Genomic DNA, 21,025 nt, shown 5'->3' on the forward strand with positions numbered 1-21,025 from the left:
TTTTTAGTAGTTAGGAGCATCAGCACATGCAACTGGGGATTATCGGACTAGGCCGCATGGGCGGGAATATTGCACGGCGCCTGATGCTCAATGGGCATACCACCGTTGTTTTCGACCGTAACGAAGCATTTGTCAAAACCTTGAGCGAAGAGGGCGCCACCGGCGTTGCCGATCTCAAGGCCCTGGTCGCCGGGCTGCAAAAGCCCCGCGCCGTCTGGGTGATGCTGCCAGCAGGCGCACCCACCGAAGACACCATCAACGAACTGAGCGAGCTGCTGGAAGACGGTGATGTAATCATCGACGGCGGCAACACCAACTATAAGGACGACGTGCGTCGCGGTAAGGCGCTGGCGGAAAAAGGCCTGCACTATGTCGATGTCGGCACGTCCGGCGGCGTCTGGGGCCTGGAGCGTGGCTATTGCATGATGATCGGCGGCGACACCGCCACCGTGCAGCGCCTCGACCCGATCTTCAAGACCCTGGCGCCAGGCCTGGGCAATATCCCGCGCACCAAGGACCGCAAAGACAGCGCTGACCCGCGCGCCGAACAGGGCTATATCCACGCCGGCCCTGCGGGTTCCGGGCACTTCGTCAAGATGATCCACAACGGCATCGAGTACGGGATGATGCAGGCGTTTGCCGAAGGGTTTGACATCCTCAAGACCAAGAACTCGGACAACCTGCCCGAAGACCAGCGCTTTGACCTTAACGTCGCCGACATCGCCGAAGTCTGGCGCCGTGGCAGCGTGGTGTCGTCCTGGCTGCTGGACCTGACCGCCGACGCCCTGGCCACCGACCCGAAACTCGACGGTTACTCCGGCTCCGTGGCCGACAGTGGCGAAGGCCGCTGGACCATCGAAGCCGCCATGGAACAAGCCGTGCCGGTGCCGGTGCTGTCCACCTCGCTGTTCGCCCGTTTCCGCTCGCGTCAGCAGAGCACCTACGGTGACAAAATGCTGTCCGCCATGCGCTTCGGCTTTGGTGGCCATGTGGAGACTTCGAAAAAATGACCGCTAACGGCAAGAAGTCCAAGGCCGAACCCGCTCCAGCCACCACCCTGTTTCTGTTTGGCGCCCATGGCGACCTCGTCAAGCGCCTGCTGATGCCGGCGCTGTACAACCTCAGTCGGGATGGGTTGCTGGGCGATGGCCTGCGTATTGTCGGTGTTGATCACAACGCCATCAGTGACGCGGACTTTGCCAAGAAGCTCGAAGACTTCATCCGCACCGAGGCCGCGAGCAAGGTCAAGGGCAATGCCAACAACGCCCTGGACCCACAATTGTGGGCCCAGTTGGCCAAAGGCATCAGCTACGTCGAGGGCGACTTCCTTGACGACAGCACCTATGCCGCCATCGGCCAGAAGATCGCCGACAGCGGCACCGGCAATGCGGTGTTCTACCTGGCCACTGCACCGCGCTTCTTCAGTGAAGTGGTGCAGCGCCTGGGCAGTGCCGGTTTGTTGGCGGAAACCGACGAGGGTTTCCGTCGTGTGGTGATCGAAAAGCCCTTCGGCTCCGACCTGGCCACCGCCGAAGCGTTGAACGCCAGCCTGCTCAAGGTGATGAGCGAGAAGCAGATCTATCGCATCGACCATTACCTGGGCAAGGAGACCGTGCAGAACATCCTCATCAGCCGTTTTTCCAACGTGCTGTTCGAAGCGTTCTGGAACAATCATTACATTGACCACGTGCAGATCACCGCCGCCGAAACCGTCGGCGTCGAGACCCGGGGCAACTTTTTCGAAAAAACCGGCACCCTGCGCGACATGGTGCCCAACCACCTGTTCCAGTTGCTGGCGATGGTGGCCATGGAACCGCCGGCGGCCTTTGGTGCCGACGCCGTGCGCGGTGAAAAGGCCAAGGTGATCGGTGCGGTGCGTCCCTGGTCGTTGGAGGATGCGCGGGCCAACTCGGTGCGTGGGCAATACACCGCCGGTGAGATGGGCGGCAAGCCAGTGCCGGGTTACCGCGAAGAGGCGAATGTCGCGCCGGACAGCAGCACCGAAACCTTCGTCGCCCTCAAGGTGATGATCGACAACTGGCGCTGGGTCGGCGTGCCATTCTACCTGCGCACCGGCAAGCGCATGAGCGTGCGTGACACCGAAATCGTCATCTGCTTCAAGCCGGCGCCCTATGCGCAGTTTCGCGACACCGAGGTGGATGAGCTCAAGCCCACCTACCTGAAAATCCAGATCCAGCCCAACGAAGGCATGTGGTTCGACCTGCTGGCGAAAAAGCCTGGACCGACCCTGGACATGGCCAACATCCAGCTGGGTTTTGCCTACAAGGACTTCTTCGAAATGCAGCCATCGACGGGGTATGAAACCCTGATCTACGACTGCATGACTGGCGACCAGACCTTGTTCCAGCGCGCCGACAATATCGAAAACGGCTGGCGCGCCGTGCAGCCGTTTCTCGATGCGTGGCAGCAGGATGACGGGATCGAGGCCTACAAGGCCGGTGAAGATGGCCCGGCGGCGGCGGACGCGCTGCTGGCCCGTGATGGCCGTACTTGGCACACCCTCGGATGAGTGATGCGGCGATTCATCCCATCCGTTTTATCCTCAGTGACGTGGACGGCACCTTGCTGCACCCGGATCACCGGCTCAGCCAACGGACCCTGGACACCGTGCGCGCCCTGCGCGCGGCCGGGGTGTTTTTCAGCCTGGCCAGCGGGCGCCCGCCCAAGGCCATGCTGCATCTGGTCGAGGCTTTTGGGATCGATATCCCGGTGGCAGGCTTCAATGGCGGCACGTTGATAAACCCCGATGGCAGCGTGCTGGTTGCCCATCACCTGCCTGCCGAGGCGGCGCTGCTGACGCTGGCGCTGTTTTCGGTCGAGCCGGACGTAGAGGTCTGGGTGTTTGCCGACGGCGACTGGTTGCGCCGCGACCCGCCGGGGCCGATGGTGCAGCGCGAGGCCGATGGCTTGGGCTACGGGCCGGTCGTCGTGGAGAGCTTCGAACCGTACCTGGACCGAATCGACAAAATCGTTGCCGCCAGCCTCGATACGCAACGGCTGATTGAGTTGGAAGCGCTGTTGCAACCCAAGGTGCAAGGCTTGGCCCAGGTGTCGCGTTCGCAACCGGTTTATCTGGATGTGACGGCGATGCTGGCCAACAAGGGCGAGGCGCTGAAGACGCTGGCCCGCCACCTGGGCGTGCCGCTGGAGCAAACGGCGGTGATCGGCGATGGTGGCAATGACCCGGCGATGTTTGCGGTGGCCGGTTTGTCGATTGCCATGGGCCAGGCTGAAGAGGCCGTCAAGCGCCATGCCAACGTGGTCACGGGAAGTAATATCGAGGATGGGGCGGCAGAAGCAATCGAGCGGTTTGTTCTGACTGCGCGGTAACCGCTTCAGGTTCTAACACTCAACTTGCGCGCAGTGTTTGGCAGCCATGCACTGCGCGCAAGTTAGCGTGTTGAATTACTTCGGCATTGCCCAGGACTGCAACTGGTAGCCACTTTTATCGAGTTCGGCGCGGGCCTGCAACAGCAAGTCTTCCAGTTGCGCCGGGTCGGTGTAGGCGCTCGAAGACAGTTGTTTGCGGCCAATACGGTTATTGGTGCGGTCGATGACACTCAGGCTGAGGGCGCCATTGCCGTCATGCCAGGCCACGCACTGAAAGGGCTGGAAGGCACGGTCTGCGATCAAAAGAGCTTCGTTGATGCGGAGCGGGGCGTTCATGTGGGTCTTCTCTCTAAATGCCCAATCAAGTGAAGTACCGTCGGTTGGGCGGGCCGTACGGTGAGTTACTTGTACTGATGCACGATGGCGGGGTACGGGTCACATGTTAGAGCAAGAAAAATCAAACTTTCGTGATTGGCGTCATGTAAGCGGCTGTTTTGAAAGCTGAATGAAAGTTTCCCAGCGCCGCAACTTTTTAATCGCCAGCGCAGGGAAGTGGCTTTTTGCCAACACTTATAGCGAAACGGTACAAGACACGCGTCAATACCTTGCTACTGTAACGATCAGGCATCACAAACCGTTGTTTCTAAATAAATTTAACAATTTTGACGCCAAGGAATAGTCATGGTTGTTACACCCGTGCAGCGCCGCTTGCTGGTGGTTGACCCCTGTGATGATTGCCACGGGTTGCTGCCTGGTCTCCGTACCGCCGGCTGGGAAGTCGACAGCTGCGCCCTGGAAACGGTCGGCGACCGCTCCTGCGATGTAGGCCTGCTGCGGCTGCAGCCCTATCACCTGGAACGGCCTGAGGCGGTCAAGGAGCTGATTGGCCGCAGTGGCACCGAATGGATCGCCGTGCTCAGCCACGACGTATTGCGCCTGCAAAACGTCGGCGATTTTGTCTGTGAATGGTTCTTCGACTTCCACACCTTGCCGTTCGACGTCTCCCGGGTGCAGGTCACCCTGGGGCGCGCGTTTGGTATGGCGCGCCTGCGCGGCCAGGTCAACACCCCGGTAGACGAGCCCGAGCACGAATTGCTCGGCGACAGCCGTCCCATCCGTGAACTGCGCAAGTTGTTGGCCAAGCTGGCACCGACTGAATCCCCTGTATTGATCCGTGGCGACAGCGGCACCGGTAAAGAACTGGTGGCCAAGACCCTGCATCGCCAATCCCAGCGCCACGCCAAGCCGTTTGTCGCGATCAACTGCGGGGCGATTCCCGAACACCTGATCCAGTCCGAATTGTTCGGCCATGAAAAAGGCGCGTTCACTGGCGCCCATCAGCGCAAAGTCGGGCGGATCGAAGCGGCCCACGGTGGCACGCTGTTCCTCGATGAAATCGGCGATTTGCCCATGGAACTGCAAGCCAACCTGCTGCGTTTTCTGCAGGAAAAACAGATCGAGCGCGTCGGCGGCAGCCAGCCGATTCCCGTGGATGTGCGGGTGTTGGCCGCGACCCACGTCGACCTGGAAGCGGCGGTCGAGAAGGGCACCTTTCGCGAAGACCTGTATTACCGCCTCAATGTCCTGCAAGTCATCACCGCGCCCCTGCGCGAGCGCCACGGCGACGTCGCCATGCTGGCCAACCATTTTTCGCGGTTCTACAGCCAGGAAACCGGGCGGCGCCCGCGCAGTTTCAGCGAAAGCGCCCTGGTCGCGATGGGCAAACACCCTTGGCCGGGCAATGTCCGTGAGCTGGCCAACCGCGTGCGTCGTGGCCTGGTACTGGCCGAAGGGCGGCAGATCGAAGCCGTCGATCTGGGATTGCAGGGCGAACAGGCAATTGTTGCGCCGATGGCTACACTGGAGGATTACAAGCACCGCGCCGAACACCAGGCGCTGTGCGATGTGCTCAACCGACACAGCGACAACCTGAGTGTTGCCGCCCGTGTACTGGGAGTTTCCCGGCCGACGTTCTACCGGTTGCTGCACAAACACCAGATCCGCTAGGGCGGGTAAACCGAAAAGCCCCGCAACGACCCTTATCGTTGCGGGGCTTTTCCTTGTGTGGCGATCAGAAGTAGTAGGGGAATTTCAGGCTGAAGGTAAAGTCCGGCGCATCGTCGGTCATGCCGATGGCCAGGTTGGGCACGATCGTCAGGTTCGGCGTTGCGGCAATGGTCATGCCGACGTTGAAGTAGCCAGCGTTGGCATCGCTGGACACCACCGATTGCCAGTCGCCGCCATCAGGCTTGAGCTTGCTCTTGCGCTGGATCAGGTCGGAGACCGAGAACGACATACTCATCTTCTCGTTCAGCGCGAAGGCCACGCCGACGCCGAGCTGGAAGCTGTCGCCAAGGGCGACTTTGCCGCCAACCTTCTGGTTGACGTCACTGCTGATGTCGTCAAACGAGCCTTCAAAGTTGTGGGTGTAAGACAGCGAGCCAAACAGTACGGCAGGGTCGAAGGTCTTCACCAGCGAGATGCCCGGTGTGATCGACCAGACGCCGTTACCCGTAGGCAAGTTCTCCGGCACATAAAGGTTGGTATTGCTCGCTGACTGCACCAGCTTGATCCCGAACGGCTCTTTGCCCGTCGGCGCCTTGACCCGCACCGACACTACCGCATCCGGCAGCGAAGGGGTTTCGTCGAGGAACTTGTAGGACACGCCGAAGTTGACATCACCGATGGTTGGATCGCGCGACACCGACTCCTCGGAAGTCGAGGTACCGCTGCCGCCATTGGCGCCGCCGGATTGATAGGTGGATTCGCGGTACACCACCGGCACGTTGACGTCGAACTGCCAGCGGTTGTCGACGTTATAGCGACCGGTCAGGTCCAGGGTCCAGTTGTCGGACTTGATACGGTCCAGGTTGATATTGCCCAGAAAGATCGAGTCCAGCGCGAGGAAACCGTTGAGGGTCAATTGGCGAGCGTCATAACGCGCGTAGGTGATGCCGGTTTCAAAGCTGAAGTTGCCATTGCCGAAAAAGCCGCTGGCTTCGTTATAGAGGTTGCTCACACTTTGCGCGGGCGCCGAATCGTCCTTGAGCGCCTGGCCGTAGGAACTGCCGCCGCCCCCCGCACCGCCGGATGCTGCTGCCGCCCCTGTACCGGCAACGGTGGCGCCGCTGGCCTTCTGGAAGTCTGCCGGGGATTTGGCCAGGCGTTTCGGGGCCGCGGCCGCCGGCTGATCCTCAACCTGGCGCACCCGTTGCTCCAGCACTGCCAGGGCTTTTTGCTGCACTTCGTACCGCTGCTTGAGTTGCAAAAGTTCCTGTTTGAGGGTCTCGATATCGGCGTCTGGCGCGGCATACAACATGGATGCGGGCAAGAGCGTACTTAAACAGACCACCGCACGTAGCGATAACGATCGATGCATGAAATAAGCCGTCCTTTTCTAATGCGAAAGTGTCGAGGGTCAGCGTAGTTCAATAACCGAGAGCGCGTAGGCCTTTGAGTTGGTCCAGGTTGCAGTTCAGCGCTGGGTTGTTCAGTCCGTTATTGCCCATCACCACGTTGAGTTGGGTCATGTTGTTGACGAAGTTGGCGTTGCCGGTTAGGCGGATGGATTGGGCCACGTTACCGCCACCGATCTGCTGGAGACTGTTGCCTTGGTTGTTCTTGGCTTGAATCGCCATTTGCAGGCCGCCGTTTTGCGCTGAAACGGCGATATCACCTGCCGCGCTTGTGCCCCTGACCACGCCACCCGCCAGGAGCACTTCCCCGGATTGCACGACATTGGCGGGCGCAAAGCCATTTTCAGTCACGCTGATACCGACATTGTTGTAGGCCGTGTTGCCATCGCCGGCGGCGCGTACGCTTTGCGTCACGCCCTGGCCGCTGCCCAAGCCGGCGCCCCCGGTTACCGTGCCGGTGCCCGGCCCTTGGCCAGTGCCCGTCCCTGAAGAGCCGTAGGTATGCACATAAAACTGCGGGGTGACCGTGGACGAGTCGATCTGCATGTTGGCCGTGCCGGTGATGATGTTTCCGGCGGCATCTTTGAAGGTGCTGCTCATGACAATGCCAAAGCTGATGATTCGCCCCGGCATCACGTAACGGCCGCGCAGCTCGGCCATTTCCGAATCCTTGAGTTCAATCGGTTTGAACGCCGATGAAGCATAAGCGGGCATTGAGGCTGCCAGGCACATGACCGTCAGCCAACGGTAAGTGTTCATCTTTTGCTCCTGGAGCGTCCTGCTCCTTATTGCGCTTCTTAGAAGAAGTCGCTTTGGATGAAACCGAAGTCCATCAGCTCGGCATCGCCTATGGGCCTGAACTCATTCAACTGGTTCTTGGCGGTCAACGGCAGGGGCGGGTCGAGGAGGGCATTGGCCTTGTCGTAACCTTCGCCCAACACGGCGAAGACGATGCCATTCCAACCTTTGACGAAATCATCGTGTGAGTAGCGTTTATGGCCCAGTACGGGGTCGCCGATATAGACCCAGTCCTTGTCCGAACGCTGCAGGACCACGAAGTGCTTGTAGCCGCGAATCTCTAGCAACACCACCACAGGGATCTTCAAGGTCGCCAGAGTATCTGGCCCGATCTTGTAGCCCCGGGCGCGCATGTTGATGCTTTCGAGGTAGCGCTTCATGTCCAGCATGGAAAAACCCTGGGTGCGTACCAGGTCCTGGTCGGCGTTGACCAGCATGCCTTTGATCACGTGTTCTTCGTCTACGTCGAGCCAATAGCCCTGGCGCAGGATGGTGGCGAGTGCCGCAGCACCGCAGCTGAAATCGGTTTTCTGTTCCACCAGGTTGGCGAATTTGCGTTCACGGATGCTCTCGACCTTCTTGTAGATGACTGCACCGCCAGGCATGGCGGAGATCGCCATGGTGCCTGCCCAGGTTGGGCCGGTGAGCAGCATCAAGAGGGTTAGGGTCGCGAGGCGCATGATCGAATGACCTGTTGGACACTGGAATAAAAAAGGGCCTTGTTGCCAAGGCCCTCGTTACATCAGAAGCGCACGCCGCTGGCGCAGACAGTGCAACCTTGACCAATCGACAGGCTGTTGCTGCCTTGGTTACCGGAACCGGATTGCAGGTTCACACCTACGTTGCCGGAGTTGTGGTTAACCGAGTTGTCGAGGCTGGAGTTGTTCGACACATACTGAGGTTTGCCGTGATGGCCATACCCGCTGGCTGCGGCGTTGAGGTAGCTGTTGGCGAGCGAGTTTTGCTCAGTGTTGGCCGCGGCGGCGATGTTTTTGCCGTCAGCGGTCACGATCGCCAGGTTGTTTTTGCCTTGGTTACCTTGACCGGCTTGACCGTTGTAACCCACGTTGCCGGAGTTCCAGTTAACCGAGTTATCCAGCGAAGCGTTGTTTTGCGTACCTTTGTTCACGAAGCTGTTCAGCCCGCTGTTTTGATTCACATCGACTACGCCGAATACGGTTGCAGCATCGCCTTTAGCGCTGGAGATGGCAGCAGAGTTATCTGCCTGGTTGCCACTGCCGGCTTGAGCGTTGACCCCAGTGTTACCGTTGTTGCTGTTGACCGAGTTATCGGCCGACGCGTTGTTTTCAGTTTTAGTGTCGTCGAACTTGTTCAGCCCGCTGTTTTGCACGTCCGTAACGACGGCGGCAATAGTGCCGGTTGGTTGAGGCGCAGGGTGCCAGCCACCTGCTTGAGCAGCAGCAGCCATGAGTGCGGCGAGAGCGAAAACCATTGGTTTCAGAGCCATTTGAGGTTTCATGGTGTTTCTCCTTGCTTCTAATTAGTTGGTTAAGTGTTGGTACGGTCTAACTAGTGCTACCAAGCCGTTACTTGATAGTGATGCCCAGGGTGTTAGCCATTCGGTTCCCCACCCCTGCACTCTGGTTCACCTGTTGCACTCCTCGGCTGCCTGTGAAGGCCTGGTCGCTTGTGACGACCTGGCGGCTGCCAGTGGTGGGGGTGAGCCCTGAGTCGGTTGCCAGCGTCGTCGTGTTCTGTTGCAACAGGACGCTGTCGTCGATGCTTTGCGGGCCAGGGTTGACGCTGATCCGCACGGCATTGACTAATTGGTTATTGGCCCCGGCGGACTGGTTGATCCCCAACATGCCGTTGCCATTGGTAAAGGAGCTGCCCTCGATCGCCGCCTTGGCGTTCAGCGAAGGATCGACCTTGCCGTCCATGTTCTGGATATTGAGCGTGGTGGCCTGGCCACCGAGCGCTACGGCGCGGTTGTTGGCCGTTTGCTGCTGGTTGCCCGCGGCCTGGTTGATCATCACGTTGCCGCTGTAGTCTTTGCCGCTGTTGTTTATCACGGCGGTGTTGTCGGCCATCGCCGAGGCGCTGGTGAGCAGGGCGAGGATAAGCAGGGAGCGTTTCATTGTTTGCCCCCCAGCATGCCGCCAAGGTTGTTCAGGGGCGCCAAGCCACGCTGGATCGAATTGCTGATCTGCCCACCCATGCCGCCACTGCTTGCACCGCTGCGGCTGGCGGCTGCGCCAGCGCCGAGCGTGGACATGCTGTTTTGCGTGGCACTCAAGCCGGAGAGATTGCCGTTAGTCTGGAGGGAGCGGGTGATGCTCAAGCCGCTGCTGACGTTGCCGAAGTCGCGGTCGCTCAGTTCACCGGAAAGGGCGTCATGGATTTCGCGGCTGGGATTGACATTGGCGGTTTGGGGGTAAGGATCAGGACCGAACGATGCGCGACCCGCCATGTGCGCTTGCACATTGCGGCCGGTCACGATAATGCCGTCGCCTGCCAGGGTCGGAGCACTGATGCCAACGCTGAGTACACAGCTCATCAGCAGTACGTTCATCGAACCTTGAGTGAATGTGATCACGGCGGCATTCCTTATTCTTCGCGCTGACCCTAAACAGCGCTGTAAGGGATAGAGCAGAAGCCGTGCCGCTTTTTAATTAGTGTTGTTATTCAACGGGTTGCCATTTATTCGGGAAAAATCCACGGCAACGCTGTTTCAGCGCTGAGACAGTCGCCGTTCAGCCGGGCATACCCGGCCACACCTGAAGCGCTTCACCTGGCTGTATCAGTGGCGTAACACTGCCAATGACAAAATGATGAATCCGCCCAGCATGGGCGGCACAGAGGAGGGGGTTGTTTCAAAAATGGACACCCCAGGCACAAAAAAGCCCTGGCCTGCCGGCAGGGCTTCAGCCTTTCGGCGTTTTACGCGGAATCGAATTGAGCACAGGATTGCCATCCTGGTTCTGCGTCAAATACACCGGCAGCACCTTGGGCAACGAGGGGACGAGGTTGTTGACCTCATTGATGTTGTAGATACCGCCAATGCGGATCGTGCCGGTATTGGCATCGGCCAGCATCACCGCTTTTTTCAGGTAGCGGTTGATTAAAGGCAGTGCGTCGGCGAGTGCCAGGTTGTCGAGCACCAGTTTGCCCTGGCGCCAGGCCAGGGCTGTGTCATTGGGGTTGAATGCGTTGACCTGGGGGGTCGCATCCCCCTGGCGGTAACTGGCCTGCATCCCCGGCGTCAGTGGCACGCTGCCGTGCACCTGGTCGCTGGCGATCTGCACCGAGCCTTCGAGCAGCATCACGCGCACCTGGTCTTCATACTTCCAGACGTTGAACTGCGTGCCCGTCACCCGTACCTGGCCCGCGCCGGCATGCACGATAAACGGATGGGCGCTGTCATGGCTGACCTTGAAGAATGCCTCGCCTTTTTTCAGGGTGACCCGACGCTGGTCCTTATAGTTGCTGTAGACCAGCTCCGTGCCCAGGTTCAGCTCCACCTGGCTGCCGTCGTCCAGGGTGACTTGGCGCAACCCAGCGGGGGCCTCGAAACGCTCATAGGAACTGGGCAACCAACCCGCTTCCCAACCGGTGAACGCCGCCAGTGGCAACGCCGCCAGGCAGATTGCCGCCGCTACCGCGTAATTGCGCAGGCGGTGGCGGGGTGCGAAGGGCACGACTACCGACGCCGGTTCGTTGCGGGGCAGGTGGTCGGCAACGTCCCAGATCTCCAGCATTGCCGCGTATTCAAAGGCGTGCAGTGGATGGGAGTCATGCCACTGTTCAAAAGCCAGGCGCTCGACGGGTGTACAGTCGTGCGCATGCAAGCGCATGCACCAATGCGCGGCGGCGTCGGTGATGGCGTCATATTCGGCTTCTGAAAGAGACTTTTCTGTCATTTAAACGTCCTGATTTCCCACATTCTAACCTCCCAGGGTCGGTGCCGAGAACTGCCATCATGGTGATTGCACGCCAATTGGAACTTATTCTCGTTTGAATGCACCTAAGCTTTCAGGACATTCCCACAATGGAGTACGAAAATGCTGAAGAAAACCTTAGTCGCCCTGTGTGCAACTTCCGCGCTGCTCAGTGCTGGCGCGGCCCTGGCCGATAAGCCGGGGGCGGGCTGGATCACCATCGAAAAAGCCATTGACGTGGCCAAGACCAAGGCCGGGTACGTTGAGGTCTATGCGGCCGAAGCGGACGACAATGGCTATTGGGAAGTCAAAGGCCGCAAAGCCGATGGCACCGTGTACGAAGCGCGTATCGACGGTGCCTCCGGCAATATCCTGCGCGACCAGAAAGACTGATAGACCCCACGGGGCGGGTCAGTCCCGCTGCCTGCCCACGTGGGTAATCAGGTACGTCACCGAGTCCGCATTCGCCAGGATGATGTCGAGCCGGCGATCCGGATCGCTCATGAACGTTTGCCGGGCCTCGTCGAGCGTTCTTGCGCCGGTGAGATGCAGCACCTTGTCACGTACTCTGACCGACCCGGTTTCGCCAAAGTCCTCCCAGCGCTTTGACAAGCTGTCGTAGGTCTTGAACAGCATGGTGGCTGGCGTCAGTACCGAAAGCGCGGTGCTTTGTATGTTGCTGAGGGTCGTGTATTTCTCCAGGCCGTCGGCGGTGCCGCGACTGACCAGATCCAGAAACGGATGGGGCGCGTCAACGTAGGCAATGTCTTCGGTGTGTGCAACCAGATGACTCATTTCATGAATCAGGGTGGCTGCGCGTACGTGATCCTCGATGTCGAAAGGACCGTTCAGGATTCCAGCGTACAAGCGGTTCATACCCGGCTTGAAGAAGAGGTTCAGCAAATAGATTTTCCGCTGCAGATCATCAGGTATTACAAAAGCCAGGGAATTACGGGTGCCCCGGCGGGCTTCGCCACTGACGAATCGTCCCGAATCCAGCCTGAGCAAATCTTCGGCGCTCAGCCCGTTCTCGATTTCCCTGACGCGTGCGCGGATTTTTTCCACCTGTGCAGGGTTGAAAGTGAGAATCCCGAACATCTCGGTCAGAATGCGCCCGACTCTGGAATCGGTGTCGCGCTGGCGTGCGAACGCCGTCAGGTTGCGCCCGCATGCAATGGTGTAATACAAGGCGATGTTGAGTGCCCGGTCTATTTGCAGCCCTTTGTCCCAGTCCTGTCCGCGAATGGCCGGCAGCCCTACCGCTTCGATATTGATCGACGCACTCAGGGTTCTTCGAGTGGACACGTACCCTCCCAAGCGGGACAGGGCCGGCCCGAAGCGCGGTTCACGCCGGGACAGGTCCAGCACCCATTGGCCCTGTGCGTTGCGTTCAACAAAGGGGCCCAACTCCCTGGCAAGGCTTACCCGCCAGTGCTCGCCGCTTCTTGCCACCGGGTAGACCCGGCCCGCAACAGGCACATAAGTGCGGTTGTTCACCGGCTGGGTATACACATGGGTGCGTGGGTCCAACTGCAGGTCGGTGAGCGCTACCGCCACATCCTCAAACCGGCGCAGGTGCGTGCGCGTGGGCTCTGTCACATCCAGGGTCTCAGCCGTGGTGGCAGGTGCGGGGCTTTCTGGGGCGGCAGGTGTGTCGGGCATCGGCTCCGGTGACAGCGACTCATCGAGTTGCTTTCGCAGCGACGCCAGCGTCGCCACACCCTGGACAAACCGGCGCAGGCCTTCGCCAAAGTGCTGCTCTTGCAATTGCTCGGCCGAGGCTTTGAACAGTTTGTAGCTGCGCCACACCACCAACGGGTATCGGAGCTTGCCGGCAATGAATTGCAACGCCATGGGAATGCCTTCGCGAAACAGGCTGGTGATGCCCTCCCACTGGTGCTTGCCGGCTTTTTCGAACTGGCAAGCGAGCATCTTTATCAACTGCTCGGCATTGTCGTGGAAGAGCTGCCGTAGGAGGTTGCCCCTGATGGGGTTTGACGCCAGGCTGACTTCGTTCTCGGGCTTGTGTGGCGGGTTCACCCGCTCTTTGAAAAGATTGCGGAATTTTGCCTGATCGGGATCGCTCATCTGGCTGATGACCCAATCCTGCACCGGGCCGTCGCTGCCGATGTCCTCCAGGAGCTTTTGCGCCGTGCCGTATTCCTTCAGCGCATTCAACGGCGCATAAGGCGCGTACAGCACCGATGGGCCCGTTTCCCCGTCCTTGGGGCCTATCACGTAGACGCCGGGCACCTTCGCTGGCGTTGCACCCGCGGTGATAACCAGCTCCAACGGGCGAATCATCGCCGTAGCACCACTGACGGCGTCCCGGGCAACGGCGTCCGGCATGTCGAAGATTTGTTGGATAAACCCCCAGGCCGACGAGCTCAGGCGTTCTTCGAGTTTCTCTTCATGGGCGTGGCGCAGCACCTGCCAAGGCAATTGCTGGCAAAACAGGTCGCGGCGCCTGCGGGCGTCGTCGGTGTCGGCGGTCAGGTGGGTGGTGAGCAGGGCGCTAAAGGTTTTGCTGATATCCAACTGGCGCACCAGTTGCACCACCGCACTGCCGTCCAGGGTTTTGGGTAAGGGCCTGGTGCCGCGTGCCTTGGGGGTGAGGTTATCGGGCAGCAGGTCAGGCAAGTGGAGCATGGCAAAGTCGGTCAGGCTTTGGGGGTGTCCATTGAGCACGACGCGTGCGGGGATCAGGATGTTTTCCGGGTCTAGCGCATCATCCGGGTAACGTGCCTTGAGCAGCGCTGTCAACGTGCTGGCAACGTGTTCACGCAACGTTGGCACGCCGTGCAGGTAATCCTGGTTGTCTGGCGCGCTGAGGCGATATTGCTCCAGCAGTTCGGCGTGCCGCAATTGCTCCTCGGTCGAGGCCAAGCCCAGCCACACCGGCAGCCCATGCTGCTGGACAATAGCGTTGGCGATGGCTGTGGCCCTGCCGATGTTCGACGGTGCCATCCGCAGCAGTACGTCATCCAGGCGATCTTGGAGTTGGGTCGGCTCCAGCGACATTGAGACCCAGTGGTCGATGGCATCCAGGTCTCGCGTGAGGTTGCTCTGTAGACGGTTTTCCAGGAAATGCCCGTCGATGCGTTGCAGTGGCCCCAACTGGTAGGTCTGATGGGGCGCCCAGAGGCTGATGGGCAGGTTCTGCAACAAGGCCAGGCGCCGTGTGGGGTGGTTCAGGCGCTGCTTGAGTGATTCGCGCAGGGCGGTCAACGAGGCGAACGGTTCATAGCCCAGCTGGGGCGTCCACAGCACGACGGCCCCCGAGAGGTCGGGGTCGAGGCCGCCCCGTTCAGTCAGTACAAAGCTGTTGGCCAGGGGGCGGAGCAACGGGTCAGCGTTGCGGGTCAGGGTCAACGCGAAGGCGTCCGGCAGGAAGCCTTGATACCCGTGGCGCTTGTCGCGGGTCATGCTGTCGGGGCGCAGCACGGTATCCAGGATCGCAAAGTGGTTCGGGCTCAAGGTGTGGTTGAGCAGGCGCAGTTCGGCTTCACTGCGCAACCCCTGCATCAGGGCCTTGGTCATGTCGGCGGCATGACTGTCCAGAAACAGGCGGGGCAGCGTGCGGACATCGTATTCCAGGAAGGCGGGACGAACCTTGCGGATGATCGCATTGAAGAGGCGGTTGTCCAGGTTGTGCCAGCGCACGGATACGCGTCTTTGCGGGGCGTGATAACAGCCAATGTGCGGCTTTTTACCGATATCCTCGTCGGTGTCGGCCAGGTGCTTGATGAAGTACTCGACCATGCTCAGCGATGACTGCGGCGTACGATCTTCAATATCCCGCGCCTCGCTGGCATAGGTATTGACGTAGATGTCGTTGGCATCCTGATACAAGAACTGCGCCTTTATTTCGTTGTTCAGCGCTTTGCGGGCCTTGCTGCGCAGGGTCGGATGCTCGGCCCGTTGCTTCAGCATGCGGTCTTCTTCCGGTTGCAGGGCAGCCAGTTGCAGCTTGGCGCGCTCGGCCTGTACGGTTGAGGGCCGGCCGTTGCCACCGTTGACCGGGTGCAGGCTCCAGCGGCCTGCGGCGTCCAGCTTGAGCAAGCGGCTGTCGAGCATGTGGCGGATGTCCAGGGAGCAGTCGAGCAAGGCCGCCAGGTCCACCGCGCCGTCGCTGCGGCGATAGATCGCGAGTGCGTGCTGCAGGTTGCTCAATTGTTTAGCCTGAATGTCGCTGACCATCTCGCCAAACACACTGCCCTCAAGCGGCAGCCCGCGGATATGCACGTTTTTCATGGCGAGGTACAGGCTGCGCTCGTCCAATGACAAGTAATTGAGCAACTCGTCCTGATAGTGCGCAGCGTCGAGCATGCTCAACAGGGTTTTGTTCAGGTCGTCGACGTCCTTGAGTACTTGCAGGCCCCCCGATTGGGTATAGAGGTAGGCGTGCTGGTCGCTTATCAACAGGGTTGCGGCCAGTTCCACATAATGTTGATAAGGCGCGGCGATACTGACCTTTTCGATGCGCAAGCTATCCTGCCAGGCGCTGCGTTCAGCCTGGCTGGGGAGGAAGACGGCCAGCAGGTTGCGGGCTTCCTGCGAAGAAACAATCGCTTCGCGACTCTGGCGCTTGAGCAAAAGGTCCTGGCGAAACTTGTCGCTCATGACTTGGGTAAACAGGTCCGTGCGCGACTGCCCCGAGGGCGACTTGTCTTTGCCGAGGGGTTCGTGCCACCACGTCTGCAACAGCGCGTTGAGCAATTTGGAGAGAATGCCGGCAGCTTGCGGCACCAGGCGCTCCCAGCGCTGTGTATCTTTTTGATGCTGAGCCTTGGTGAACGTGCTCTTTTCGTGTTTTGGATTGGTAAAGGTGCGTGTGCGGTTGGCCGGCCAATCCTGTTTCACGTAGTACTGCAGCACGGTTTGCTCCAGTGTTGCCGACTCTACCCAGCGCAGAACGCCGTCTCCATTGTGATGGGTCGAGGGTATGAAGCTGTTGACCCGGGTGTCTCGATGATCGAGGTGAGGAAAGTCGGTGAACTCGAACACATCGAACACCCCCTCCATAAATTCCGCGAGTGTGGGGATTGTGCGCAACTCCTCCAGCATGCGTTGAACATTGTGTGCCTGATTGGCCTCCAGGGTGGCTTCCTGGTCTTTGAATACCCCGCCTGGAATCGTCGTGGCGGTCAGGGTGAACGGGCTGTCGTGGTTGAATTCAGCACGTTGCTTGATAGAAAAAAATCTAATTAAATCAGTCTTTAACGTCGCACTTTTCAAGCGTTCTGTAACTTGTGAGAGGCAGTCGGCGCGGTCGAGGAAAACCTCCAACCCTGCGTAAGGCGTATACAGGACCGCCTTCTTGTCGCTGGGGGTAGGGCTCATTATGAAGGCGCCGGCCAAGGGTATGTCAGGCTCGCCCGACCGATTGATAGCCAGTTTCTCGACGACCATCGGTTCGGTACGGTCGCTACGTCCGGCATGGCTTGCGCTATAGACCGTACCCAGCCAGTTGAGGTCTTCGAGGGTCAAGCCCAGGGCGCGTTCCCGTTTGGTCGGTTGCTTCCTGGTAATCGGGCGGTGGTACTCATCAAAAAAATACGGGGGGGTTACGCTTGCCATGGGCTGCTCTCCGTGTGGGCCAACGTGGCGCTGGGTTGAGCGGCAGGTTAGGCGGCAGGGCGGCCGGTTCTGAGGTAGATAACTGCTGCAAAAACAATCGGGCTGGCAAACGTCGATTGACAGCAGGCGGCGGGCGCGTTGTTTAATCACGGGCCTGGGTTTCTCGTCTTGTCGCGCCTTCCAATCATAAAATCGGAGCTTCAGATGTCTACGCCGTCCAAGATAGTCGAGGGTTCTCGTGTCGCCATCACGGTCACCGAGCTGGAGGGTTTGCTGCAACAGGTGTTCGTGCGCCACGGCACTTCGTCCGAGGTCGCCGCAATCCTCGCCCACAATTGCGCCAGCGCCGAGCGCGACGGCGCCCACAGCCATGGCATTTTCCGGATTCCCGGCTACGTCAGCACCCTGGCCAGCGGCTGGGTGAATGGTCGGGCAGTGCCTCAGGTCACGGATGTGGCCTCAGGATTCGTGCGGGTGGATGCCGGCAACGGCTTTGCCCAGGTGGCGCTGGCGGCCGCACGCCCGCTATTGGTGGAAAAAGCCCGCAGCGCCGGTATCGCGCTGCTGGCGATCCACAACTCCCACCATTTCGCTGCCTTGTGGCCGGATGTCGAACCCTTCGCCGAGCAAGGCCTGGTGGCATTGAGCGTGGTCAACAGCATGACGTGCGTGGTGCCCCATGGCGCCGACCGTCCGCTATTCGGCACCAACCCCATTGCCTTTGCCGCGCCGCGTGCCGATGGCCTGCCGATTGTGTTTGACCTGGCCACCAGTGCCATCGCCCACGGCGACGTGCAGATCGCGGCGCGCAACGGCGAGCGCCTGCCACCGGGCATGGGCGTCGATGGCCTGGGCCAACCGACACAAGACCCTAAAGCCATCCTCGAAGGCGGTGCCTTATTGCCGTTTGGCGGGCACAAGGGCTCGGCGCTGTCGATGATGGTCGAGCTGCTGGCGGCGGCGTTGACGGGGGGCAATTTTTCGTTCGAATTCGATTGGTCGGATCATCCCGGCGCGCGTACGCCCTGGACCGGCCAACTGCTGATCGTGATCGACCCCAGCAAGACCAGCGGCCAAGTGTTCGCCGAGCGCAGCCAGGAACTGGTGCGACAGATGCATGCGGCGGGGTTGCGACGGTTGCCGGGGGATCGGCGTCATCGCACGCGGGCGAAGTCCGATCAAGAGGGGATTGTGGTGGATGCCGAGGCCTTGCACAGCCTGCGGGCGTTGGCAAGCGCCGACTGAAACGGCTGCGCCCAGAGGCGCAGCCGGTTGTACTTAGTTGCGACGGCCCAGCAACAGGCCGACCACCAGGCCAAAACCCGCGGAAATCGCCACGGTCTGCCAAGGGTGGCCACCGATGTAGGTTTCGGTGGCATCCACCACCGGCTTGCTGCGTTCGCGCACGCTGGACACCGAGTCCAGGGCTTGCTTGAGCTTGATGGCCACCTGTTCGCGCAGGGTTTCACCTTCTTCACCCACCAGCGCGGCGCTGCTTTTGAGCAGTTTGTCCGACTCTTCGATCAACGCCGTCAGTTCACTGAACGCTTGATCCTTGATTTGTTCTTCGACAGCTTGGGCGGCAGTTTTGCGGGCCATGGGGTGACTCCTTGCAAGTGAATGTGACAGTGAACAATGGAGTGTCGGGCGTCGGCAAAAGTTGCAGTTTTTTTCCCGGCGGGTGGTTTTGCGCAAAATCCGAATCAGGAAAATTCGACCTACAGTGTAAGATGTCGCCTATTTGTGCAGCAGGTAATTCAACATGAGCTTCAATCTGGCCAACAAGACCCTCGCCGAACGCGCCGAGCTGGAAGATGAAAAGTCCCGCCTCTACGACCTGTGGCAAACCAACCTGGGCAAGGCCAAGGGCGAAGCGGCGCGGTTGTTCGGCGAGCGCGCCAAGCGCAAGGGCAAGTGGGCCGAATGGGTACGTGCGGAGCTCGACGGCATGTCGCCGCCGGAGTTCTCCAACATGGTGCGCAGTGAAGTCAACAAGTTGATGGCTGCGGCTAAATAAAACTCGCCACAATCGCTTCACGCACCTTGAGCAACAGCGGGTCCAACTGCGCCTGGGTACGCCAGCCCAATTCCACCGGGTAGCGCGGCAGCGCCAGCGGGCAGGGCACTACCCGCAGGCCGGTCATTTCGGCGATGGCCTGGGCCGCATGCCCGGGAATGGTCGCCACGGCCTGGCTGCCCTTGAGCAGAAACGGCAACGCCGCGAAGTGGCTGGTGGAGGCGCAGACCTGCCGGCTCAAGCCCTGAGCCGCCAAACCCTCATCGGTAATCCCGATAAACCCGCCGGATGACACCAGCACATGTTCGCGGGTGATGAACTCGTCCAGGTCGATGCTGGCCTGGTCCGAGTCCAGCAGGCAACGGTAATCACCTTCTCCCAGCACCTGGCGGCTCAACCGGCCCTGGGCAAAACCGCCCGCCGTAATCGCCAGGTCCAGGCTGCGGTCGAGCAGGGCGGCAGCGACAATCTGGCTGTGGGTCTGGCGGAAGATCACCCGCAGCTTCGGCGCCCGCTGTGCGATGGCCGCCATCAGCCGGCGCCCGTAGGCAATTTCGAAATCATCGGACAGGCCCAGCACCACCGAACGGCCCTGGTACTCCTGGTTATCCGGATTGACCATGGCCAGGCTGTGCCGGCAACGGTCCAGCGCCTCACTGATAACCGGCCGCAACTGGTTGGCCCGCACCGTGGGCGCCAGGCCACGCCCGGTGCGCACAAACAGCTGATCGCCATACACCTCGCGCAAGCGCCGCAGCCCTGCGCTGACGGCCGATTGCGTCACCCCCAGGCGCAACGCCGCGCGGCTGGCGCTGGACTCATCGTGCAGGGCTTCGAAGGTTTTCAGCAGGTTGAGATCGATTCGGTCGATATTCATTTGGCGCATATCATTCAGCACTGAAGTGGGCTTTATTCATGATCGCGGCGAGCGGGAGAATGGGCAACCCCCCCTACTCGGAGTGATCGAGATGCCTGTATCCACAGTCGCGGCCCTGCAAATCGGTGCCTTGCCCGGCGGCAAGGCCGAAACCCTGGCGCACATCCTCAGCTATGAAGACGAGATCCTGCGCAGCGGTGCGCAATTGGTGGTGATGCCCGAGGCGTTGCTCGGTGGCTACCCCAAAGGCGAAGGGTTTGGCACGCAACTGGGTTATCGCCTGCCAGAAGGTCGTGAAGCGTTTGCCCGCTACTTTGCCAACGCCATCGATGTGCCGGGCGCCGAGACGCAGGCGCTGGCCGGCCTGTCAGCACGCACCGGTGCCAGCCTGGTGATCGGTGTGATCGAGCGCAGTGGCAGCACGCTGTATTGCACCGTGTTGTATTTCGAACCCACCGGCGGCCTGGTGGCCAAGCACCGCAAGTTGATGCCTACCGGTACCGAACGGCTGATCTGGGGCAAGGGCGACGGTTCGACCTTGCCAGTGATCGACAGCGCCGTCGGACGTATCGGTGGTGCGGTGTGCTGGGAAAACATGATGCCGCTACTGCGCACGGCGATGTACGCCAAGGGCGTCGAGGTGTGGTGCGCGCCCACGGTAGACGAGCGCGAGATGTGGCAAGTGAGCATGCGCCATGTGGCCCATGAAGGGCGCTGTTTTGTGGTGAGCGCGTGCCAGGTGCAGGCGTCGCCGCAAGCGTTGGGCGTGGAAGTTGCCAACTGGCCGACGCAGCGGCCGTTGATTGCCGGCGGCAGCGTGATTGTCGGGCCGATGGGCGATATCTTGGCGGGGCCGTTGGTGGGCGAGGCGGGGTTGTTGGCGGCGCAGATCGATACCGACGAGTTGGTGCGTGCGCGGTATGACTATGACGTGGTGGGGCACTATGCCCGGCCGGATGTGTTTGAGTTGGTGGTAGATGAGCGCGAAAAGCCCGGCGTTCGCTTCATCACTGATTAAACGCAGTCCAAAATGTGGGAGCGGGCTTGCTCGCGAATGCGGTGTGTCAGTCGAAGCATATGTAACTGA

Annotated in this window: 19 protein-coding genes; 8 read left to right on the forward strand and 11 right to left on the reverse strand. The window is 60.4% G+C overall.

What is annotated here, in order from left to right:
• The first annotated feature begins 26 nt into the window (after nt 1-26).
• The 3 genes from gnd to NUV89_RS07430 are packed head-to-tail and all read left to right on the forward strand — an operon-like array spanning nt 27 to nt 3,351.
• Complete coding sequence (gene gnd / locus NUV89_RS07420) at nt 27-1,010, forward strand: phosphogluconate dehydrogenase (NAD(+)-dependent, decarboxylating) (protein ID WP_257780796.1); 984 nt, start codon at nt 27-29, stop codon at nt 1,008-1,010.
• Complete coding sequence (gene zwf / locus NUV89_RS07425; protein WP_257780797.1) at nt 1,007-2,530, forward strand: glucose-6-phosphate dehydrogenase; 1,524 nt, start codon at nt 1,007-1,009, stop codon at nt 2,528-2,530. The genes gnd and zwf overlap by 4 nt, the downstream gene beginning before the upstream one ends.
• Nucleotides 2,527-3,351, forward strand: coding sequence for a Cof-type HAD-IIB family hydrolase (locus NUV89_RS07430; protein ID WP_257780798.1), 825 nt, complete (start codon nt 2,527-2,529; stop codon nt 3,349-3,351). The genes zwf and NUV89_RS07430 overlap by 4 nt, the downstream gene beginning before the upstream one ends.
• A gap of 75 nt (nt 3,352-3,426) precedes the next feature.
• Here the strand turns inward: NUV89_RS07430 and NUV89_RS07435 are convergent, their stop codons facing one another.
• Nucleotides 3,427-3,687 carry a hypothetical protein gene (locus tag NUV89_RS07435; protein WP_257780799.1) on the reverse strand — a complete coding sequence of 87 codons (261 nt, stop codon included), beginning with the start codon at nt 3,685-3,687 and terminating at the stop codon, nt 3,427-3,429.
• A 345-nt stretch (nt 3,688-4,032) separates the two neighbouring features.
• On the opposite strand from NUV89_RS07435, the gene NUV89_RS07440 reads away from it, so the two are divergent.
• The gene (locus NUV89_RS07440; RefSeq protein ID WP_257780800.1) at nt 4,033-5,358 is read left to right on the forward strand and encodes a sigma-54 dependent transcriptional regulator; all 1,326 of its coding nucleotides are present in this window, start codon (nt 4,033-4,035) and stop codon (nt 5,356-5,358) included.
• Between the two features lie 64 nt (nt 5,359-5,422).
• Here NUV89_RS07440 and NUV89_RS07445 read toward each other — a convergent pair whose 3' ends face one another.
• From NUV89_RS07445 to NUV89_RS07475, 7 genes are all read right to left on the reverse strand, one after another.
• Complete coding sequence (locus tag NUV89_RS07445; protein ID WP_257780801.1) at nt 5,423-6,730, reverse strand: hypothetical protein; 1,308 nt, start codon at nt 6,728-6,730, stop codon at nt 5,423-5,425.
• 49 nt (nt 6,731-6,779) lie between these two features.
• A complete protein-coding gene (locus NUV89_RS07450; RefSeq protein ID WP_257780802.1) occupies nt 6,780-7,526 on the reverse strand; it encodes a hypothetical protein in 747 nt (248 codons plus the stop codon).
• A gap of 38 nt (nt 7,527-7,564) precedes the next feature.
• On the reverse strand, nt 7,565-8,245 hold the full coding sequence (locus NUV89_RS07455; RefSeq protein ID WP_017738620.1) for a C39 family peptidase: 681 nt from the start codon (nt 8,243-8,245) through the stop codon (nt 7,565-7,567).
• Between the two features lie 62 nt (nt 8,246-8,307).
• The gene (locus tag NUV89_RS07460; RefSeq protein ID WP_124529715.1) at nt 8,308-9,045 is read right to left on the reverse strand and encodes a hypothetical protein; all 738 of its coding nucleotides are present in this window, start codon (nt 9,043-9,045) and stop codon (nt 8,308-8,310) included.
• A gap of 67 nt (nt 9,046-9,112) precedes the next feature.
• The gene (locus tag NUV89_RS07465) at nt 9,113-9,664 is read right to left on the reverse strand and encodes an adhesin (RefSeq protein ID WP_257780803.1); all 552 of its coding nucleotides are present in this window, start codon (nt 9,662-9,664) and stop codon (nt 9,113-9,115) included.
• On the reverse strand, nt 9,661-10,098 hold the full coding sequence (locus NUV89_RS07470; protein WP_257780810.1) for a hypothetical protein: 438 nt from the start codon (nt 10,096-10,098) through the stop codon (nt 9,661-9,663). The genes NUV89_RS07465 and NUV89_RS07470 overlap by 4 nt, the downstream gene beginning before the upstream one ends.
• 352 nt (nt 10,099-10,450) lie before the next feature.
• On the reverse strand, nt 10,451-11,446 hold the full coding sequence (locus NUV89_RS07475) for a FecR family protein (protein ID WP_257780804.1): 996 nt from the start codon (nt 11,444-11,446) through the stop codon (nt 10,451-10,453).
• Between the two features lie 141 nt (nt 11,447-11,587).
• Between NUV89_RS07475 and NUV89_RS07480 the strand changes: the two genes are divergently transcribed.
• A complete protein-coding gene (locus NUV89_RS07480) occupies nt 11,588-11,857 on the forward strand; it encodes a PepSY domain-containing protein (RefSeq protein ID WP_257780805.1) in 270 nt (89 codons plus the stop codon).
• An 18-nt stretch (nt 11,858-11,875) separates the two neighbouring features.
• Here NUV89_RS07480 and NUV89_RS07485 read toward each other — a convergent pair whose 3' ends face one another.
• Nucleotides 11,876-17,044 (reverse strand): dermonecrotic toxin domain-containing protein, encoded by a 5,169-nt coding sequence (locus tag NUV89_RS07485; RefSeq protein WP_257780806.1) that lies wholly within the window; start codon nt 17,042-17,044, stop codon nt 11,876-11,878.
• Between the two features lie 204 nt (nt 17,045-17,248).
• Between NUV89_RS07485 and NUV89_RS07490 the strand changes: the two genes are divergently transcribed.
• Entirely contained in the window at nt 17,249-18,289 is a 1,041-nt protein-coding gene (locus NUV89_RS07490) for an Ldh family oxidoreductase (RefSeq protein ID WP_257780807.1), read from the forward strand.
• 33 nt (nt 18,290-18,322) lie between these two features.
• Here NUV89_RS07490 and NUV89_RS07495 read toward each other — a convergent pair whose 3' ends face one another.
• Nucleotides 18,323-18,643, reverse strand: a complete 321-nt coding sequence (locus NUV89_RS07495; RefSeq protein ID WP_017738628.1) for a YqjD family protein — start codon at nt 18,641-18,643, stop codon at nt 18,323-18,325.
• Between the two features lie 163 nt (nt 18,644-18,806).
• Here NUV89_RS07495 and NUV89_RS07500 point away from each other — a divergent pair, with 163 nt between their 5' ends.
• Nucleotides 18,807-19,061: a hypothetical protein gene (locus NUV89_RS07500; RefSeq protein ID WP_003190904.1), complete on the forward strand. Its 255-nt coding sequence runs from the start codon at nt 18,807-18,809 to the stop codon at nt 19,059-19,061.
• Here the strand turns inward: NUV89_RS07500 and NUV89_RS07505 are convergent.
• Entirely contained in the window at nt 19,054-19,947 is an 894-nt protein-coding gene (locus tag NUV89_RS07505) for a LysR family transcriptional regulator (RefSeq protein WP_257780808.1), read from the reverse strand. The genes NUV89_RS07500 and NUV89_RS07505 overlap by 8 nt on opposite strands.
• 82 nt (nt 19,948-20,029) lie before the next feature.
• On the opposite strand from NUV89_RS07505, the gene NUV89_RS07510 reads away from it, so the two are divergent.
• On the forward strand, nt 20,030-20,956 hold the full coding sequence (locus NUV89_RS07510) for a carbon-nitrogen hydrolase family protein (protein WP_257780809.1): 927 nt from the start codon (nt 20,030-20,032) through the stop codon (nt 20,954-20,956).
• Nucleotides 20,957-21,025 lie beyond the last annotated feature (69 nt).

The sequence above is a fragment of the Pseudomonas sp. 18.1.10 genome (assembly GCF_024655625.1).
In the GTDB taxonomy this organism is placed as follows: Bacteria; Pseudomonadota; Gammaproteobacteria; order Pseudomonadales; family Pseudomonadaceae; genus Aquipseudomonas.

Bases quoted from the DNA above. Each gene is read 5' to 3' on its own strand.
- gnd (WP_257780796.1), top strand. From the start codon at position 27: ATGCAACTGGGGATTATCGGACTAGGCCGCATGGGCGGGAATATTGCA.
- zwf (WP_257780797.1), top strand. From the start codon at position 1,007: ATGACCGCTAACGGCAAGAAGTCCAAGGCCGAACCCGCTCCAGCCACC.
- NUV89_RS07430 (WP_257780798.1), top strand. From the start codon at position 2,527: ATGAGTGATGCGGCGATTCATCCCATCCGTTTTATCCTCAGTGACGTG.
- NUV89_RS07435 (WP_257780799.1), bottom strand. From the start codon at position 3,687: ATGAACGCCCCGCTCCGCATCAACGAAGCTCTTTTGATCGCAGACCGT.
- NUV89_RS07440 (WP_257780800.1), top strand. From the start codon at position 4,033: ATGGTTGTTACACCCGTGCAGCGCCGCTTGCTGGTGGTTGACCCCTGT.
- NUV89_RS07445 (WP_257780801.1), bottom strand. From the start codon at position 6,730: ATGCATCGATCGTTATCGCTACGTGCGGTGGTCTGTTTAAGTACGCTC.
- NUV89_RS07450 (WP_257780802.1), bottom strand. From the start codon at position 7,526: ATGAACACTTACCGTTGGCTGACGGTCATGTGCCTGGCAGCCTCAATG.
- NUV89_RS07455 (WP_017738620.1), bottom strand. From the start codon at position 8,245: ATGCGCCTCGCGACCCTAACCCTCTTGATGCTGCTCACCGGCCCAACC.
- NUV89_RS07460 (WP_124529715.1), bottom strand. From the start codon at position 9,045: ATGAAACCTCAAATGGCTCTGAAACCAATGGTTTTCGCTCTCGCCGCA.
- NUV89_RS07465 (WP_257780803.1), bottom strand. From the start codon at position 9,664: ATGAAACGCTCCCTGCTTATCCTCGCCCTGCTCACCAGCGCCTCGGCG.
- NUV89_RS07470 (WP_257780810.1), bottom strand. From the start codon at position 10,098: ATGAACGTACTGCTGATGAGCTGTGTACTCAGCGTTGGCATCAGTGCT.
- NUV89_RS07475 (WP_257780804.1), bottom strand. From the start codon at position 11,446: ATGACAGAAAAGTCTCTTTCAGAAGCCGAATATGACGCCATCACCGAC.
- NUV89_RS07480 (WP_257780805.1), top strand. From the start codon at position 11,588: ATGCTGAAGAAAACCTTAGTCGCCCTGTGTGCAACTTCCGCGCTGCTC.
- NUV89_RS07485 (WP_257780806.1), bottom strand. From the start codon at position 17,044: ATGGCAAGCGTAACCCCCCCGTATTTTTTTGATGAGTACCACCGCCCG.
- NUV89_RS07490 (WP_257780807.1), top strand. From the start codon at position 17,249: ATGTCTACGCCGTCCAAGATAGTCGAGGGTTCTCGTGTCGCCATCACG.
- NUV89_RS07495 (WP_017738628.1), bottom strand. From the start codon at position 18,643: ATGGCCCGCAAAACTGCCGCCCAAGCTGTCGAAGAACAAATCAAGGAT.
- NUV89_RS07500 (WP_003190904.1), top strand. From the start codon at position 18,807: ATGAGCTTCAATCTGGCCAACAAGACCCTCGCCGAACGCGCCGAGCTG.
- NUV89_RS07505 (WP_257780808.1), bottom strand. From the start codon at position 19,947: ATGCGCCAAATGAATATCGACCGAATCGATCTCAACCTGCTGAAAACC.
- NUV89_RS07510 (WP_257780809.1), top strand. From the start codon at position 20,030: ATGCCTGTATCCACAGTCGCGGCCCTGCAAATCGGTGCCTTGCCCGGC.